Source organism: Halorussus limi, from assembly GCF_023238205.1.
In the GTDB taxonomy this organism is placed as follows: domain Archaea; phylum Halobacteriota; class Halobacteria; order Halobacteriales; family Haladaptataceae; genus Halorussus; species Halorussus limi.
Map to the genome: position 1 here is coordinate 54,044 of NZ_CP096659.1, position 14,261 is coordinate 68,304.

Sequence of the window (14,261 nt, forward strand, 5' to 3'; positions counted from 1 at the left end):
CCCACCGCGACGAACGTGTCACTCGGATATTCGTTAAAGCTAATACTCCCGAAAGAGGCATTTCCGTATGGCCGACAGCGAGGAGCAGGAGATGGCGATAGAGGAACTACGGACCGCATTAGACGCGGAGGAAGAAGGCGAGAAGGACTTTCACGTGCGACAGGCCCTCCAACTGCTGAAACTGGAACGAAAGAACGACCGCGAGATGAACGCCGAGTAACGTTCGCTACGCGCGTTCCGCCCTCACCGCTTCGGTATCGCTCATCTAAACCGCACCGTCTAAACGGAGAAAAGTCGGCGCTCGCCCCGACGAGAGCGTCAGGAGAGCGTCGTCGGCACTTCGATTTCGTTCTTGATGATGGCTCGCCGGGAGGCGTCGAGTTTCGCGGTCACGTCGTCGGGAATCGCCGACCCGAGGTCGGTCCCGTACACCGCCCGGACGCCGCCCTCCAGCAGGCCGAGCGTGTTGACCGTGCCGACCCGGAACCGGAACTTCCGGTCCACGAGGCTGGCTATCGACCGGAACACCGCCTTGTCGACGTGCTTGACCATGCTGGCGAGGATGACGTCGCTGTACTCGGGGACGCTGCGCGACTGGTCGTTGTCCACGCCGATGGCGAATCGCCCGGCCTTCTGGGCCGCCCGGAACACCCCGATACCGCTCCCGCCCGCGGCGTGGTAGACGACGTCCGCGCCGTCGGCGTACATCTCGCTGGCGAGTCGCTCGCCGGCGTCGGGGTCGGCGAACGACCCCGCGTACGCCGACGTGACCTCGACGTCGTCGCCGGCGCGGGCCACGCCCGCCCGGTATCCCGCCTCGAACTTGTGGATGAGCGGCACGTCCACGCCGCCGACGAACCCGACCGTTCGGTCGCCGGTAGTCTGACCGGCCCCGGCGCCGAACTCCCGTTGGGTGACGAGTCCGGCGAGGAGACCGACTTGGAACGACCCCTGATGCTCCGCGAACGTGTAGTTGGCCACGTTCGGGAGGAGCGCTCCGCTCTCGTCGGTGGCGACGCCGTCCACGAGGAGGAACTTCTGGTCGGGGTACTCCGTCGCGTTCGAGACGACGCCGGCGGCCTGCGCGAAGCCGATACCGCAGACGAGGTCCTTCGGCGGGTCCGTCGCCGACGCGAACTCCCGCTGGAGTTTCGGAATCTGCTCCGCCGAGGTGGGTTCGGCGTTCTCGAAGCTGATGCCGAACCGCTCGCGGGCCTTCTTCGCCCCCGCGTGGGCCATGTCGTTGAACGAGTTGTCGCCGAGACCTCCGAGCGCGTACACCATCCCGACGCGGGCGTCCCTGTTCTCGGCGCGTTCGGTCGTCGTCCACCGCGTCGTCGTCTCGGTCGTCGCGCCGGTCGCCGCGTCGGAGGCAGTCGCCCGCTCGTCCGGGTTCTCGCCGGAACAGCCAGCGAGACCGGCAGTACCGAGCGCGCTCGCCATCCCGCCGAGGAGTCGCCGCCGCGAGACCGCCGCGCTACTCCGCGTCGCGTCGCCCTCGCTCATTTCGGATGCACCTTCCGGTCGGCCACGTCGGCTCTCGGACCGCTTCCCGCGTCACTACCGCGGCCGCTCCGTCCGTCGTCCTCGAAGTCGAACTGTTCGAGCAGGTCGCTGAGTCGCTCGGCGCGGTCCGCGAGGTCCTCGACGCCGCTCGAAACCTCGGTCAGCGAGGCGGTCTGCTCCTCGGCGGCCGCCGAGACCGTCTCGGCCTGCGCGGTCGTCTCCTCGCTCACGCTGGAGACGTCCTCGACGGTCGTGACGACCTGTTGGACCGAGTCGGCCTGACTCTCGGTCGCCCGGCTTATCTCGTGGATGCTCTCGTTGGTCTCGGAGACGTCCTCAACGAGTCGTTCGAGCGCTTCGAGCGCCGTCTCGACGGTCTCGGTGCCGTCCGAGACGCTGGTCCGGGTCTCGTGCATCTCCTCGACGGTCGTCTCGGTCTGGTCGCGGACCCGCTCGATGGAGTCGCCGATTTCGTCGGTGGCCGACTGGGTCTGCTCGGCGAGGTTCTTGACCTCCTCGGCGACCACCGCGAAGCCCTGCCCGGCCTCCCCGGCGCGGGCCGCCTCGATGGAGGCGTTGAGCGCGAGGACGTGGGTCTGCTCGGCGATGTCGGTCACGAAGCCGACGACCTCCTCGATGTCGCCGACCTCCTCGCGGAGGCGCTCGACCGACTCGGCGGTCCGCTCGGTCCGTTCCTCGATGCTGGCGAGTTCCTCGATGGCGTCTTCGGCGGCGTGCTGGCCCTCCTCGCCCTCTTCGGCGGCCTGCTCGACGCGCTGGGCGACGGTCTCGGTCGAGGAAGCGACCTCCTCGACGGTCGCCGAGAGGTCGCTCATCTCCTCGCTGGCCCGCTGGAGGCTACGGTTCTGCTCGACCGCGCCGTCCGATATCTCCTGGACCGACTCGCTGACCTCCTCGCTCGCGCGCTCGACTTCGGCGAGGCTGTCGGTCGCCTGCTCGCTCTCGCCCGCGACTTCGCGGCTGAACGACCTGACCTCCAGCATCGCGTCGGTCAACTCGTCCATCATGCGGTTGTACGCCGAGGCGATTCGCGCCATCGCGTCGCTCTCGGCGTCGGCGTCCATCCGCCGCGAGAGGTCGCCGTCGGCGGCCTCCTGCATCACGTCGCTGTAACTGTCGGCCTTCCGTTCGAGATGGGCGTTGAGCGTCTCGGCCCGCTCCTTGGCCTCTTGGGCCTCGCGGCGCTCCCGCTCGGCGACCTGCTGGGCCTCTTGGGCCTCCTCGCGTGCGGACTCGGCCGCCCGAATCTTCTCGGCGAGCGAGTCGCGCATGCTCGCGAACGCCTCGTAGAGTTGGCCGAGTTCGTCGATGCGACCGCTCCGGAGTTCGGTGTCGAGGTCGCCGCGCTCTATCTCCTCGGCCTTCGAGGTGAGTTCCTTGAGCGTCGCGGTCGTCCGGCGCTCGAAGACGACCGAGACCAGGCCGAGCGCGAGGAGCGCCGCCAGAATCGTCGTCAGGAGACTGGTCCCGACTCGGTCGCGCATCGCGAACGCGCTCGCCTTCGGCGCGTACGAGACGACGACCCAGTTCGCGCCGGTGACCGACTTGTGGTTGGCGACGAAGTCGCCGGTGGTCACGAGGCCGTCGTTCGCGCTCGACCCGACGATGGCGTCGCCGGCGAGTTTGCCGTCCAACTGGGCGTCGCCGGTGTCGAACACCTCGTCACCGTCGGCGTTGTACACCACCGTCTCGCCGTCCTTGACCGGTTGGTGGAGGCCGTTGACTTGCGCGGAGATGTTCGCCGTCAGGACGACCGCGCGGTTCGGCTTGTCCGGGACGGGACTCACGAACGCGACCACACGGGTGTCGCTCCCGGGCGCGTCGTAGGGTCGACTCGAGACGAACACGTCGCGCGGTCGTTCGAGGTCCGCCGCGCGGTCGTCGGTCGCCCACGGCACGCCGCTCTTCCGGAGGTCGGTGCCCGTGGCGTCTTCGTTCGAACTGACGACGACGTTCCACGACGTGCTGTTGACGAAGTGAACCGCCTGAACGTCGTCGGGGAGCGACGGTTCCTGCGCTTCGAGGTAGTAGCTCACGCCGCGCCGGTTGTAGGTGCGGAACGCTTGGGCCTGCGAGAGCGTGCGGGTCAGCGTCCGCTTGCTCCGGACCCACTCGCCGAGACTGCTGGCTTGCAGTTCGGCCGTGGACGTGACGCGGTTCTTCACGTCCGACTCCAGCGCGTCCTGCGTGGAGGCGTAGTTGTACGCGCCCACGCTACTCGTGACGAGCATCACGACGAGGACGACGCCGAAGAACTTGGCCGCGAACGTCCGTCGGAGGACGTTCGGTATCGCTCCGGTCGGGAGACGGTCGTCGAACCGGGAGAACAGCCCCTTCGACGACTCCCCCGTCGAGTCGGGTGGTCGTTTAGACATATTCGTTGGAGACCGCGACGTACTCTTAATAACTTCGACCAGAATCAAAATTGATATTCGACTGTCGGGCCGCTAACTAAGGAACGTTAAAAATTCGAATACGACGCCGTTCGGGCGTGAGCGCGTCGGTGCGCGCCGGTCGGCGGTCTACTCCCCGCCGGGCGCGAAGTTCCGGAGCAAGCGGTCGCCGAACGCCAGCACGAGGAGCGCCCCGAGCAGGTCGAACGCCAAATCGAGCGCGGTGTCGCGGGCGCTGTACTGGACGAGCAGGGGTTCGATGCCGAGGCGACGGCTGACCGCGTGAATGACGTACTCGAGCAGTTCCCAGAGCAGTCCGGCGAAGACCGAGACGGCGAGGACCCGGGGTCGCGGGTCGCGGCCCCGGCGGTCGGCGGCGACGTGGACGAACCCGGCGAGCAGCGTGGTCGAGAGGGTGTGGGTCACGTGGTCCCACCACCACGTGTCGTCGTACGGACCGAGCATCCCGACAGCGTGGGCGAGCATCGCGACGCCGGCATAGACCCGCTGCCACGGCCGGAACTCCACGCCCCAGACGCGTTCGACCGCGTCGGGGAGGAAGGTGGCCGCGAACGAGAACGCGGCGTTCACGACGGCGCCGGGACTCCGGCGGCGGAACCCCTCGCCGAACACCGCGACGATACCGTACCGGAGACCGCGTTCGACCGCCCGCCCGACCTCGGTCCGCCTGCTTCGACTCATGCTCGGTAGTCGATATGTGATGGAGCGAGGAAATACTGTTCGTCTCCGGGTGAGTAGGTCCGTTCGAGGACGGTGAACGGAGAGACCACGACCGAGTGGGAGAAGCGGTAGCGCCCGCGTCCGACGGAGAATGGTGTAGATTTCTTTTCCGATTCTACATAATCATTAAAGAACGGAGTTCCGTCCTTACTTCACCACGCGTACTCCTCGCGCGGGTCCACGTCGTCGCGTTCGCTGTCGTAGACGCGTTCGCCCTCCACGAACACCTGCTCGGCGTCCGAGTCCAACTCGAACATCGGGCCGTCCCAGACCACGAGGTCGGCGTCGGTGCCCTCCTCCAGCGTTCCCACGCGGTCCTTGACGCCCAGAATCTCGGCCGGGTTGCGCGTGACCGTCCGGAGCGCCGCCTCTTCCGGCAGGCCCTCCCGGACCGCGAGACCGACGCACACGTCGAGGTGCTCCTGCGGGAGGACCGGCGCGTCGGTCTGGATGGCGACCTTCACGCCCGCCTCGTGGAGGATGCCCGGCGTCTCGAAGGTGATGTTCCGGAGTTCGTACTTGCTCGCCGACGAGATGGTCGGGCCGACGACGGCGGGCACGTCGCGCTCGACGAACTCCTCGGCGAGGACGTGGCCCTCGGTGGCGTGTTCGATGGACAACTTCTCGATGCCGAACTCGTCGGCGATGCGGAACACCGTGGCGATGTCGTCGGCGCGGTGGGCGTGGACCCTCAGGGGCAAGTCGCCCTCAACGACGCGGGCGAGGTTCTCCATCCCGAGGTCGCGCTCGAAGGGGTCGCCCTCCTCGCGGGCCTGCGCCCGGCGCTCGACGTAGTCTTCGGCGTCCATCAGGGCTTGGCGGAGCGTGGCCGCGACGCCGGGCCGCGTGGACGGCTGGCGGTCCTTCTGGTCGCCGTGGAACCGCTTGGGGTTCTCTCCGAACGCCGCCTTCATGCCGTCCTCCCGAATCAGCATCCGGTCGGCCACGTCGCCGTAGGTCTTCATCGAACAGATGACGCCCCCGACGACGTTCGCGCTCCCCATGCGCGCCGAGACGGTCGTCACGCCGCCCTGAAACGCGTGCTTCAACTCGTCGTCTCGCGGGTGGAAGCCGTCGAGCGCGTTGACGTGGGGCGTCACGGGGTCCGACACCTCGTTGAAGTCGCCGTCCTCGGGTTCGCCCCACTCGGCCATCCCGGCGTGACTGTGGGCGTCGACGAGTCCCGGCGTGACGTGGCGACCCTCGGCGTCGAACACCTCGGCGTCGTCCGGAACCGCCACCTCGTCGGCCGCCCCGACCGCCGCGATTTCGCCGTCTTCGACCAGTACCGTGCCGCCCTCTACGGTTCCGCGCTCGGACACCGTGTGGACCGTCCCATTGACGATTGCTCGCATACCACGAAGGTTCGAAAGGCAGAGTATGAGTATTTCGGTTCGAAAGACCCCCGTCGCTCTCCGCTACCCGGAGACATAAACGCACGTCACGCGATACCACGGCCATGTATCGACGCGACCTGCGCGACACCCGGGCCGACGACCTGCTGGCCGACGCCGCCACCGCCGAGATGGCCGAGCAGGTCGTGCCGGAACCCGAGGGGGACCGACTCGCCTACGCCGTCAGCCGCGAGCATCGCACCGACCTCTACCTGAAGGACGGCGACGAGACCCGCAAACTCACCAGCAGGGGCGTCCTCGCTCAGCGCTACACTCACCTCGACCCGCGGTGGTTCGACTGGCACCCCGCGGGTGACCGAATCGTCTACGCCGGCGAGGACGACGACGGCCTCTCGGTATGGACCGTCGACACCGAGACCGGCGAGAAGACCCGCGTCACGGCCCACGACGCCGCCGACTCCAATCCCCGATTCTCGCCCGACGGCGAGGAGATAGCGTTCGTGACCGACTACCGGTCACCGGGCGCGCTGGCGGTCGCCTCCGCCGACGGCCGCCGCGTCGAGGTCCTGCGCGACGACGAGTTCCTCTACGCCGACCCCCGGTGGGCCGGCGACGCGCTCTACGCCGTCCGGACGCGCCACGAGGACCTCGCGGACCGCGCGAGTCAGGTCGTCCGCGTGGACCGGGACGGGGAGGTCGAACCGGTGTTCGCCGACGACTCGGTGAACGCCTACGCGCCCCGACCCCGCCCACGCGCCGACGCGAACGCCGACGGCGAGGAAATCGCGTTCGTCCACGACGCCAGCGGTTACGACGCGCTCTACGTCACCGGACCGGACCGCGACGACCCCGAGCAACTACTCGCCGAGAGCGGCACCGACTTCGGCGCGCCGTCGTGGGACGCCGACGGTGACCACCTCGCATTCACGGCCACTCGGCGGGGCGAGGTCCACGTCCGGACGGTTGCGGCCGACTCCGGCGAGACCGAGACGCTGACCGACGACCCGGGCGACCGCTACTTCCCCGAGTGGCACGACGGCGACGTACTCGCCGTGGCCGCGGACCCGACCACGCCGCCGGAGGTCCGGAACCTCTCGACCGGCGAGCGTGTGGCGGGCCGACCTCCGGCGGGTCTCGAAGAGAGATTCGTCGAACCCGAGAGCATCACCTACGATTCGACCGGGGGCGTCGAAATCCACGCGATGGTCTACCTGCCGGAGGGCCACGACGACGCGGACCCCGACTCGATTCCCCTGCTCGTCCACCCCCACGGCGGCCCCACCGCGTTCGACGGCTACGAGTTCAACTACCGCGCCCAGTACTTCGCCGCGCAGGGGTTCGCCGTGATAGAGCCGAACTACCGGGGTTCCAGCGGGTTCGGCCGCGAGTTCCGGAACCGCAACGACTTCGCGTGGGGCGAGGGCGACTTGGACGACGTGGTGAACGCCGCGGACGCGCTGGCAGACGCCTACCCCGCGGTGGACCCCGACCGCGCGGGCATCTACGGCGGTTCGGGCGGCGGCCTGATGACCGTCAACGCCTTGGGCCGGACCGACCGCTTCGACGCCGGGGCCGCCTTCTACGGCGTCTACGACTACGAGACGTTCATGGACGACACCGACGACGTTGGCTGGCGACTCATGAAGCGCGAACTCGGCTTCCCCGCGACCGACATCGACAACTACCGCGAGGCGAGTCCCATCCGGAGCGTCCCCGACATCGACGCGCCGTTGCTCGTCCTCCACGGCGAGCAGGACGTTCGGGTCCCGCTCAGCCAGTCCGAGCAACTGGTCGCCGAGTTGGAGAAGCACGGCAAGACCCACGAACTCCAGACCTACGAGGACGAACCTCACGGCTTCCTCCGGCGCGAGAACGTGCTGGACGCCTACTCGCGGGTCGCCGACCTGTTCGCCAAGTACCTCGAAGTGAACCCCGACGACGGGAGCAGTCGACCCCACCGCCCCGACGACGAGTGAGCGACGCTCCCACGACCACGAACGCGACGACGGCGAACGCGCCGGAAATCTGTCCGCTCGCTAAACTGACTCAGCCTCGGACACGTCAGCCTGTCGGACGGAAATCGAACACCGATACACGCGCTCGCTTCGGCCTGATTCGGGACTTCGGCGCGCGGGAACGGTTGTCCATCTGACGACACTCGGCGAAAATCCACCGCCGTACCGTCACGAAATCGGAAGGTCAAGCATTTAATATCCGGCGGGAAACCCTAACCGTATGAAGCGAGTGGACGTTGCCATCGTCGGCGGCGGTCCGGCAGGGACCTCCGCCGCACGTGCGGCCGCCGAGCAGGGGGCCGACGCGCTCCTCGTCGAGAAAGGCGTTCCGCGCGCCGACCGCGAGGAGTTGGGACCGGACTCGACCGACGCCGCCGGAATGCTCGACTACTGGGTGGACATCTTGGACGTGCCGTTCGAGGAGATTCCCGACCACGTCGTCCTCCGAGAGCTAGAGCGGACGGAATTCTTCGGACCCAACGAGACCGCCGTCATGGAGAGCACGGGCATCGAGTCGTCGTACGACGGGTTCGGGTTCACCTTCGACCGCACCCGCATGGACGACTGGTTCCGCGACCGGGCCGAGCGGGCGGGCGCGGAGTACCGCGTCGGCGTCGGCGTGACCGACGTGACGACCGACCTGACGGGGTCGCCGACACACACCCTCCAACTCTCGGACGGCGAGGAAATCGTGGCCGACTATCTGGTGCTGGCCGACGGTCCCCAGCGACAGGTCACGATGCGGGCGCTCGACCGGTTCTCGCCCGCGGACCGACCGATTTCGGAGGTGTTGGCTCCGAACGAGGCCAACCACATCGCGTATCAGGAGTACCGGGAGTTCCCCGAGGAACTGTTCGACCCGAGTTCGCTCAAGTTCTGGTGGGGCGTGATGCCGGGCGAGACCGCCTATCCGTGGATTTTCCCGAACGACGGCACGGTCGCGCGCGTCGGCCTGACGATGCCCATCGGGATGAACCTCGAAGACGTCGAGAACCCAGCGGACTACGACCTGCTCCGCGAGGACGACGACGCCATCCCGCGGCCCGCCGAGTACGTCGAGCGCCTGCTCGACCGCCAGTTCGGCGACGAGTACGACGTAGAGGACTTCCCGCTGGTGGAGGACCGGGGCAAGAGCGAGGGCACCGAGACGTACCCCATCTCCTCGACCCGACCCATCGACTCGCCGACCGCGGCCAACATCGCCGTCGCGGGCGGCGCGATGGGCACGACCTCGGCGTTCCACGAGGGCGGCTACCACGTCGCGGCCCGGACCGGCCAAATCGCGGGGGAACTCGCGGGCAAGGGCCGACTCGGCGGCTACAACGACCGCTGGAAGGACGCCATCGGCGAGGAGATAACCCGGAACGTCACCTTCGCGGACATCGTGGCCGACTACGGTCCCGACGACTGGGACAAGACGTTCTCGGCCGCGAGCGACATTCTGGCCGACGAGGGCGAGGGCGGACTCCTGAAGTACAAGCTCTCGTCGGGACTCACGGGTGCGAAACTCGTCACGAAGTACAAGACGGCAAAGCGGAAGTTCCGGAACGGCAAGTACGTCCAGTTCGAGGAGTCGGAGTACACGGTCTGACCCGGCAGTTCGACCGGTCTCACCGCTATTTCACGCACTTTCGGCGGCCCGGAGCGTCCACGTCAGTCCGGAACCCCACATCGGTCCGGAACCCCGCGTCGGCCCGGAGCTCGAATCGGTCCGCCTCCGATAGTTTGACACGTCCTCGCGACGCTCGTTCGTTCGACCGATGACCGACTCCGAGTTGCGACTCTTCGACGGGCACAACGACGCCCTGCTGGACCTCTCCGACGAGACCGGTTCCGGACGCTCGTTCTTCGAGCGGAGCGAGGCGGGCCACCTCGACCTCCCGCGGGCGCGCGAGGCGAACCTCGGGGCCGGACTGTTCGCCGTCTTCGTTCCGAACGAGGACTACGAGTACGAGCGCGTCGAGACCGACGAGGGCCACGAGATGGACCTGCCGCCCGCCGTCGGCCACGAGCGAGCCAAGTCGTTCACCTACGACGCGCTGGCACGCCTCCACCGCATCGCGGCCGAGTCGGACGGCGCCTCCGCGAGCGAAGCGAGCGGAGACTCGTCAGTGCAGCGCACTGACGGCGCGGTTCGCGTCGTCGGGGAGTACGACGACCTCGAAGCGTGTCTCGACGCCGACGACGCCGGCCCCGTCGCGGCGATTCCGCACCTCGAAGGGGCCGAGGCCGTCGCGCCGGACCTGTCGAACCTCGACTTCCTCCACGCCGCAGGGGTGCGCTCGGTCGGCCCGGTCTGGAGTCGCCCCAACGAGTTCGGCCACGGCGTCCGGCCGGAGTACCCCGGCACGCCCGACACCGGCCCCGGACTCACCCCGGCGGGGCGGGACCTCGTCCGCGGGTGTAACGAGCGGGGCATCCTCGTGGACCTCGCGCACGCGACGGCGACCGGGTTCCGAGACGCGGCCGAAGTCTCGACCGACCCGCTCGTCGTGAGCCACGCCGGGGTCAACGAACTCTGTCCGGCCAGCCGAAACCTGACCGACGCGCAACTCGACGCGGTGGCCGACTCGGGCGGCCTCGTCGGAATCACCTTCGCCACCGGCCACCTCCGGCCCGACGGTCGGAACGACCCCGACGACCCGACCCCCGTCTCGACGCTCGTGGACCACGTCGAGTACGTCGCCGACAGGGTCGGCGTCGAACACGTCGCGCTCGGGTCGGACTTCGACGGCGCGACGGTCCTCGACTCGGTCGGCGACGCCACCGGTCTTCCGGACGTAATCGCGGCGGTGGAGCGTCGAGGCTTCGGCGACGAGGCGGTGCGCGCCATCGCGCGGGACAACTGGCTCCGCGTGATTCGAGAGACGTGGGAGTGAGCGGCTCAGGCGTCCCGAACCCCGAGAACATCCGTTGGCCGGCGCGAGTCAAAACGTACTACACGCTCGATACCCTCTCGTGTACATCGTGGGCGACTCCGGATACCGCAGCGTGACGAACAACCCGACCGTCGTCCGACTGTATCGGTTCGTCGTCGTCGGGGCGAGCGCGGCGCTCGTGCAGACCGCGGTGCTGTGGCTCCTCGTGGAGTTGGGCGGACTCAACTATCTGGTCGCCGCCACCCTCGCCATCGAGTTGACCATCGTCCTCCAGTTCGTCGCGAACAACGCGTGGACGTTCCAGCACGCGCGCTACACCGCGAGATACGACTATCTGGTCGGTCTGCTCCGGACCAACGTCGTCCGCGGGAGCGCGATTCCGATTCAACTCGCGCTCCTCTGGGCGTTCGTCAACTGGGCCGGTCTGGTCTACCTGCTCGCGAACGGACTCGCTATCTTCATCAGCGGCCTCTATCGGTACTACCTCGACTCGCGTTGGACGTGGCAAATCGCGTGAGGACGCCGGAAGACCGACCGCGACTTCCGAGCCTACACTCGCTCTGCTCGCGCAGACGCCGGAAGACCAACCGCGACTTCCGAGCAGTCGTTCGCCGCGGTCACGACGACGCCAGCGCGCGCCGAGGCGGAACGGGAATCGAGTTACGGCCGGGTCAGATGGACTCGCTGAGCGCCGCCTCGACGTCGAGGTGACCCTCGCCGTGGTACTTCGGCGACCCGACGTCGCGCGCGGTCGCTTCGAGGTGTTCGCGGACCTCCGCGGGGGTCGCGTCGGGGTTGGCGCTCTTGACCAGCGCGGCCGCCGCGGAGACCTGCGGTGACGCCATGCTCGTCCCGGCCTTCCACCCGTACGACGGGACCATGCTCCCGTCGTCGCCCCACTCGAAGACCGTACTCAGCACCATGTCGTACTGCCAGTTGCCGTCGCCGCCCTTGGCTTCGGTGTCGTAGTTGCCGCCCTGCGCGCTCAGGTCGATGGCTTCGCTCCCGTAGTTCGTGTAGGGCGCGGGGTCGGTCGGCGCTTCGTCGAGTTTGTTGAACGCCGCGCGGTAGTTCCGGACGAATTTGCCGTTGCCCTTGTCGTCCCAGCGGTAGCCGACGGGACCGGTCGCGCTGACGCTCATCACGTTGTCGGCCGCGCTCGGCAGGTTGAGAACGTCGCCGTCGGCGTCGAGGTTCGCGCCGCTGTTGCCCGCGGCCGCCACCATCAGCGTGCCCTGCGACGCCGCGTACTCGGTCGCACGCTCGATGGAGTCCTTCAGCAGTCGGTTCTCCTTCGTATCCGGAAGCGGGTACGCGCCGAGGCTCATGTTGGCCACGTCGGCCTCGATGTCCCCCGCATACGTCATCGCCGCGATGATGTCGCCGAAGAACGCGAACGGTCCGGTGAACACCCGAAGCGCGACCAGTTCGGTGCCGGGCGCGGTGCCCACGACGCCCTCGTCGTTGCTGTCGTCGCCCGCGATGATGCCCGCGACGTGAGTGCCGTGGTCGTTGTACCACGGGGTGAAGTCGCCGCCGTCTCCCGTGAAGTTGCGCGAGAGGTCGGTGTTGAGCGGGCCCTCCAGGTCCGGGTGGTTCGGAATCGCCCCCGAGTCGAGGACCGCCACGCGGGTCCCCTCGCCGCGGGTCCGGCCGTGGACGCCGGAGACGCCCTGCGACTGCTTGTCCCACTGGAGTTGCGAAAGCCGGTGCGGGCCGGGTTCGTCGCCGTTGCCGTTGTCTTCGGCCGCCGCGAAGTCGAACTCCATCTCGACGTCCTTCGAGAACGCCGCGCCTTCGGCTTGGGCCTTCTCGGCCTCGACCACGGCGAGGTCGATTTGGCTCAGGTCGTGGACGACGTTCAGTCCGTCGAGGACGCCCTCGGACGCCGACCGCAAGTCCACGATGTAGCGCTTCTTTGCGGCCTTCGCCGAGACAGTCGCCGTCGGTAGCGCGAGACCGCCTAGCGCCGCGCCTGCACCCTTCAGAATCGAACGTCGATTGGTTTTATCTACCACGGAGGAGAATGAACGTTCGTTCTACTTGAATCTATCCTCTTTCCTCAGGCTCGTAATTAACGGTTTGAAGAAGAGAAACGAAATATCGATGCCGGGCCGTCGAAGCGGTCGTTATCGCGGGACAGCGACCGAGGGGAGACGGGGCGTCAGAAGCCCTTCCCGAGCAGTTCGCGGGCGATGATGTTCTTCTGAATCTCGGTGGTGCCCTCGTAAATCTGGGTGATCTTCGCGTCGCGGTAGAACCGCTCGACCGGGAAGTCGTTGACGTAGCCCGCGCCGCCGTGAATCTGGACCGCCTCGTTGGCCACGTCCACCGCGACTCGGGAGGCGAACTCCTTGGCCATGCTGGCGAGTTTCGTCACGTCCTCGCCCTGGTCGACGTTCCACGCGGCCTTGTAGGTCAGGTTGCGCGCCGCCTCGGTCTCGGTGTGCATCTCCGAGAGTTTGTGCTGAATCGCCTGAAACTCCGAGATGGGACGGTCGAACTGCTCGCGCTCCTCGGCGTACTCGAGCGCCGCCTCGGCCGCGCCCTTCGCGATGCCGACGCCCTGCGCGGCGACCGCGGTCCGGGTCTCGTCGAAGAACTGCATCTGCTGGAGGAAGCCCATCCCGCGGGTCCCGACGAGGTTCTCCTCGGGCACGCGCACGTCGTCGAGAATCAGTTCCGCGGTGTCCGACGAGCGGATGCCGAGTTTGCCCGTGATCTTCTCGGACTCGAAGCCGTCGCGGTCGGACTCCACGACGATTTGGCTGAAGCCGTTGTATCGGCCGTCGGCGTCGGGGTCGGTCTGACAGAGGACGACGTAGTAGTCGCCGACCGACCCGTTGGTGATCCACATCTTGTTGCCGTTGATGACCCACTCGTCGCCGTCCTTCTCGGCGCTGGTGGAGACCGACGACACGTCGGAACCGGTGTCGGGTTCCGAGATGGCCGCGCCCATGATGGCGTCGCCCGCCGCGACCGGCGACAGGAACCGCTCCTTCTGGTCGTCGGTCCCGAACTCCATGATGGCGTGAGCGCCGAACGACGCCGACGTGATGCAGAGACCGATGCCGGGGTCCACCGAGAACAGTTCCTCGGTGATGATGGCCGATTCGAGGTTGTTGTAGCCAGCGCCGCCGTACTCCATCGGGATGATGGAGCCGAGCATCCCCATCTCGGCGGCCTTGTCCATGACCTCGTGGGGGTACTCCTCGGCCACGTCGTACTCCTTGGCTACGGGTGCGATTTCGTTCTCGGCGAACCGGCGCACTTCGTCGCGAATCTGCTTCTGTTCCTCGGAGAGTGCGAAGTCCATGCGTCCAGATTGCATACCCTCCCCTAAATTACTTC

At 67.7% G+C, this 14,261-nt stretch carries 11 protein-coding genes; 5 read left to right on the forward strand and 6 right to left on the reverse strand.

The genetic code is table 11. The features are described from left to right. The first annotated feature begins 67 nt into the window (after nt 1–67). Complete coding sequence (locus tag M0R89_RS00255; protein WP_248650562.1) at nt 68–220, forward strand: hypothetical protein; 153 nt, start codon at nt 68–70, stop codon at nt 218–220. A gap of 98 nt (nt 221–318) precedes the next feature. Here the strand turns inward: M0R89_RS00255 and M0R89_RS00260 are convergent, their stop codons facing one another. From M0R89_RS00260 to M0R89_RS00275, 4 genes are all read right to left on the reverse strand, one after another. Further along, nucleotides 319–1,506, reverse strand: a complete 1,188-nt coding sequence (locus M0R89_RS00260; protein ID WP_248650563.1) for a BMP family lipoprotein — start codon at nt 1,504–1,506, stop codon at nt 319–321. After that, nucleotides 1,503–3,902, reverse strand: a complete 2,400-nt coding sequence (locus M0R89_RS00265; RefSeq protein WP_248650564.1) for a methyl-accepting chemotaxis protein — start codon at nt 3,900–3,902, stop codon at nt 1,503–1,505. Before M0R89_RS00265 ends, M0R89_RS00260 begins: the two co-directional genes overlap by 4 nt. Before the next feature lie 147 nt (nt 3,903–4,049). After that, nucleotides 4,050–4,622 (reverse strand): DUF2238 domain-containing protein, encoded by a 573-nt coding sequence (locus tag M0R89_RS00270; protein ID WP_248650565.1) that lies wholly within the window; start codon nt 4,620–4,622, stop codon nt 4,050–4,052. A gap of 191 nt (nt 4,623–4,813) precedes the next feature. After that, a complete protein-coding gene (locus tag M0R89_RS00275; RefSeq protein WP_248650566.1) occupies nt 4,814–6,016 on the reverse strand; it encodes an amidohydrolase in 1,203 nt (400 codons plus the stop codon). Nucleotides 6,017–6,120: 104 nt separating this feature from the next. Here M0R89_RS00275 and M0R89_RS00280 point away from each other — a divergent pair, with 104 nt between their 5' ends. The 4 genes from M0R89_RS00280 (at nt 6,121) to M0R89_RS00295 (ending at nt 11,427) form a co-directional block, all read left to right on the forward strand. Further along, nucleotides 6,121–7,992, forward strand: a complete 1,872-nt coding sequence (locus M0R89_RS00280) for a S9 family peptidase (RefSeq protein WP_248650567.1) — start codon at nt 6,121–6,123, stop codon at nt 7,990–7,992. Nucleotides 7,993–8,251: 259 nt separating this feature from the next. Further along, nucleotides 8,252–9,622: an NAD(P)/FAD-dependent oxidoreductase gene (locus M0R89_RS00285; RefSeq protein WP_248650568.1), complete on the forward strand. Its 1,371-nt coding sequence runs from the start codon at nt 8,252–8,254 to the stop codon at nt 9,620–9,622. Nucleotides 9,623–9,791: 169 nt separating this feature from the next. After that, nucleotides 9,792–10,910 (forward strand): dipeptidase, encoded by a 1,119-nt coding sequence (locus M0R89_RS00290; RefSeq protein WP_248650569.1) that lies wholly within the window; start codon nt 9,792–9,794, stop codon nt 10,908–10,910. An 88-nt stretch (nt 10,911–10,998) separates the two neighbouring features. After that, on the forward strand, nt 10,999–11,427 hold the full coding sequence (locus M0R89_RS00295; RefSeq protein WP_248650570.1) for a GtrA family protein: 429 nt from the start codon (nt 10,999–11,001) through the stop codon (nt 11,425–11,427). Nucleotides 11,428–11,581: 154 nt separating this feature from the next. Here M0R89_RS00295 and M0R89_RS00300 read toward each other — a convergent pair whose 3' ends face one another. Together M0R89_RS00300 and M0R89_RS00305 are read right to left on the reverse strand one after the other, a co-directional pair. Then, nucleotides 11,582–12,928: a S8 family peptidase gene (locus M0R89_RS00300; protein WP_248650571.1), complete on the reverse strand. Its 1,347-nt coding sequence runs from the start codon at nt 12,926–12,928 to the stop codon at nt 11,582–11,584. Between the two features lie 146 nt (nt 12,929–13,074). Continuing rightward, entirely contained in the window at nt 13,075–14,226 is a 1,152-nt protein-coding gene (locus M0R89_RS00305; RefSeq protein ID WP_248650572.1) for an acyl-CoA dehydrogenase family protein, read from the reverse strand. Nucleotides 14,227–14,261: the final 35 nt, after the last annotated feature.